The organism is Psychrobacillus sp. (assembly GCF_056205495.1).
Genome location: NZ_JBAEAP010000306.1, coordinates 1 through 3230, shown reverse-complemented (window position 1 = coordinate 3230; position 3230 = coordinate 1). Strand labels below are relative to the sequence as shown.

Here is a 3230-nt window from a genome sequence, read left to right as displayed (position 1 = left end):
TCACGAGCTTGCTACAAAATTTAGTAAACAGGATTTTGATTTAGTATACGAGGAAAGTCAAAGTATAATTCAAAAGTATTATGCATGCTTTCCCTTCTTACTGCAAATGGGTGTTCTTTATTTGAATCATTATATGCTCGCGCCAACGGAGGAAAAACAACAAGCTATTTTAGAAGAGACAGCTCAACTGTTTGTAAGGATTAAGCAAGAAAGTGAGGATGTTTGGCTTAATAAGCAGGCAAATTCGTTACAAGCAGTTATTTATTTATTATTAAAGAAACCTACAGAAGTACTGTCTTTGTTGGGGGATACGTTACGCCCTGCTGTTGGTGATGAAATTGTACTATCTAATGCCTTTCAAATGATGGGTGATGTAGAGCAAGCAAAACGCACCTTACAAGTGAATATGTATCAAAGCTTATCAAGTCTAGTTGGGACTGCTCATTCATATATGTTATTAACTATTGACGATCAAGAGAAATTCGAAGAAACCATTCTGCGCATGGAAGGGATTACTTCTATTTTTGGATTAAAGGAATTGCATCCGAATATCGTGTTGCAGTTTTACTATGCAGCTGCCCAAGGATACGCAATGCAAGGAAATCGTGAGAAAACGTTGTACTGGTTGGAAAGATATGTAGGGGTTTGCACGTCTGACGTTTTTCCATTTACATTACATGGAGATAGTTTTTTTACGTTAATTGATGAATGGCTTGAAAATTTAGATTTAGGTATTAATGCAGTACGGGATGATGAAGTGATTAAAGAAAGTATGCTGCAAAGCGTATGCGCACAACCGGCGTTCGGTTTTATTCAAGAGGATCCTTTATATAAATTGCTTGTCGAAAATTTAAAATTCTCATTAGGAGGAAAAAAGTAAATGGAGAGCAACATGTCAACATTAATAGAATATTTACCATTTTTATTACCACTGATTATTATTCAGTTTGGATTGGCCATCTTTGCAGTAGTACATGTAATAAAGCACCCAACATATCGGTTTGGTAACCAGGTGATGTGGATTATAGTAGTACTCTTCTTTCAATTTATTGGTCCTGTTATTTATTTCGTATTTGGACGGAGTGATAAATAAATGTCCATTGTTGAAGTGAAAGGACTGAAGAAGCAATTCGCAGAAAAAAAAGTAATTGATGATATTTCATTTACAGTTGAAGAGAATCGAGTCTTTGGCTTTCTTGGCAGAAATGGTTCAGGAAAAACGACTACAATGAAAATGTTATTAGGTTTATTACAACCAGATGAAGGTAGTTTAAATATTTGTGGAGAATTGGTTCGTTTCGGTGAGACGAAAACCAATAAATACATTGGATTTTTACCTGATGTTCCAATGTTTTATCCCTTTATGACTGCAAGAGAATACCTTCTATTATGTGGTGAAATTACTGGTTTGAAGCAACCATATACGAAGCAGAAAAGCGATGAATTGTTAGATCTTATTGGATTGGCTAACGAATCTGGTAGGATTGGTACTTATTCAAGAGGGATGAAGCAACGTCTAGGAATTGCGCAAGCACTTTTAAATGAGCCTAAATTATTAATTTGTGATGAACCGACCTCAGCATTGGATCCAATTGGTCGAAAACAGATACTAGACATCTTACATGAAGTAAAGCAGAAAACAACGGTTATTTTTTCAACACATGTATTATCTGATGTGGAACGTATTTGTGACGATATTGCTGTGTTACATGAAGGTAAAATTGTGATGGAGGGTGATCTACAAGCTATAAAAAGGCAATATCAATCTGATCAATTGTATATTCAATTTGGAACAGAGGATGATAAAAATAAATTTTGAGGATTATCAAGTATTCAAAATTTGTTGAATGATAGTAATTTTAAAGAGGAGAAAATGAGTCTGCAATTTAAACATACACATTTTACAGAGCAGTTAGTTTTGCACGCGTTCCAGGAAGCACAAGTTTTTCCGCAAAAGTTAGAAAAAATGGAGCAATCATTAGAAAATATATTTATGGATGTGGTTAAATGAAATCATTTCAAGCATTTGTAAAAAAAGAATTAATTGAATCACACCGTACTTATAAATTGTGGATTATCCTCACTATTTTTTTAGGTCTTGGCATTTTGAGCCCGTTAACTGCAAAATTAATGCCTGTATTATTTGAACAGTTTATGCCAGCAGGTGTGGTAATGGATATTCCAGAGCCAACTGCCCTCGATTCTTGGATTCAGTTTTATAAAAATGTCTCACAGATGGGTATTATTTTGTTCATTATTTTATTTAGTACTACACTATCAGCAGAGTTGTCAAAAGGGACCCTTATCCTCATGTTAACAAAAGGGCTTTCAAGAAAAACAGTTATCTGGTCGAAAGCGACAGCTATATCACTTATTTGGACACTAAGCTATGCTCTAGCTTTTTGGACGACCTTCGCATATACATCTTATTATTGGGATATGAGTATTGTTTCGCATTACTACTTTGCTGCTTTTTGTTTATGGTTATTTGGCATTTTAATGATTGCTGTATTTTTGTTTGGAAATGTCTTAGCAGCATCAACCTATATGCCGATGCTTTTTTCGGGAATAGTATTTGTGGCATTACTACTGCTAAATATGTTTGAGAAAACAGAAGCATACAACCCGATCCGGCTAGCAACGAATAATGTAGAATTATTAACCGGTGCTATGGCAACAGAAGATTTTACGAATGTTATTTGGCTAACCGTTGCAAGTATTTTCATAATCCTTTTAAGTTCCATAGCTATTTTCAATAAAAAACAACTATAACAATAAGGTTAATGGGTGCAAGCCCTACATAGCCTCTTTTCTCGAAACTCTATCTTCATTTGTCCAATAATTATTTATCGATTATGTAATAAATTACCTTATCCATATTTTTTTTCTTACATAATCTATAAGTATCAGGAGGAGAGGGGGAATAGTAAATGTCTGGATATGAAAATCAAGGTGGCGGAGCAGGTTATGGTAATAGTGGATCTGGTTTCGTGCTACTTATAGTGTTGTTTATCCTACTTATAATTGTGGGAGCATCGTTCATTTATTAGTTAGTTGCTACTAGCTAAGTTAAAAATAAATCCCATTCTTAACTTTCTTCTAAAAAAATCGACTTTCTCTTAATTGAGTTAGTTGTTTTTTTTAGATGAAATCAAATAGAAGACAATAATTACAAAAAAGCCGATGTCCTTAAATAGTGAGGAACATCGGCTTTTGACTACCTAAACAAG

At 34.2% G+C, this 3230-nt stretch carries 6 protein-coding genes; all 6 read left to right on the top strand.

The genetic code is table 11. From position 1 onward, the window contains the following. Positions 1-880 (top strand): transcriptional regulator (locus AC06OU_RS08970; RefSeq protein WP_475855300.1); only part of this gene is annotated, 880 nt, incomplete at its 5' end. Next, on the top strand, positions 881-1093 hold the full coding sequence (locus AC06OU_RS08965) for a PLDc N-terminal domain-containing protein (RefSeq protein ID WP_475855299.1): 213 nt from the start codon (positions 881-883) through the stop codon (positions 1091-1093). Then, positions 1094-1819 (top strand): ABC transporter ATP-binding protein, encoded by a 726-nt coding sequence (locus tag AC06OU_RS08960; RefSeq protein WP_475855298.1) that lies wholly within the window; start codon positions 1094-1096, stop codon positions 1817-1819. It abuts the gene before it with no gap. Positions 1820-1873: 54 nt separating this feature from the next. Beyond that, on the top strand, positions 1874-2011 hold the full coding sequence (locus AC06OU_RS08955; protein WP_475855297.1) for a hypothetical protein: 138 nt from the start codon (positions 1874-1876) through the stop codon (positions 2009-2011). Then, positions 2008-2772 carry a hypothetical protein gene (locus AC06OU_RS08950; RefSeq protein ID WP_475855296.1) on the top strand — a complete coding sequence of 255 codons (765 nt, stop codon included), beginning with the start codon at positions 2008-2010 and terminating at the stop codon, positions 2770-2772. Before AC06OU_RS08955 ends, AC06OU_RS08950 begins: the two co-directional genes overlap by 4 nt. 158 nt (positions 2773-2930) lie before the next feature. Then, positions 2931-3050: a YjcZ family sporulation protein gene (locus AC06OU_RS08945; protein WP_251556990.1), complete on the top strand. Its 120-nt coding sequence runs from the start codon at positions 2931-2933 to the stop codon at positions 3048-3050. Positions 3051-3230 lie beyond the last annotated feature (180 nt).

What these genes read in the sequence shown, in the direction of transcription:
- AC06OU_RS08965 (WP_475855299.1), top strand. Translation starts at nt 881, where the DNA reads ATGGAGAGCAACATGTCAACATTAATAGAATATTTACCATTTTTATTA.
- AC06OU_RS08960 (WP_475855298.1), top strand. Translation starts at nt 1,094, where the DNA reads ATGTCCATTGTTGAAGTGAAAGGACTGAAGAAGCAATTCGCAGAAAAA.
- AC06OU_RS08955 (WP_475855297.1), top strand. Translation starts at nt 1,874, where the DNA reads ATGAGTCTGCAATTTAAACATACACATTTTACAGAGCAGTTAGTTTTG.
- AC06OU_RS08950 (WP_475855296.1), top strand. Translation starts at nt 2,008, where the DNA reads ATGAAATCATTTCAAGCATTTGTAAAAAAAGAATTAATTGAATCACAC.
- AC06OU_RS08945 (WP_251556990.1), top strand. Translation starts at nt 2,931, where the DNA reads ATGTCTGGATATGAAAATCAAGGTGGCGGAGCAGGTTATGGTAATAGT.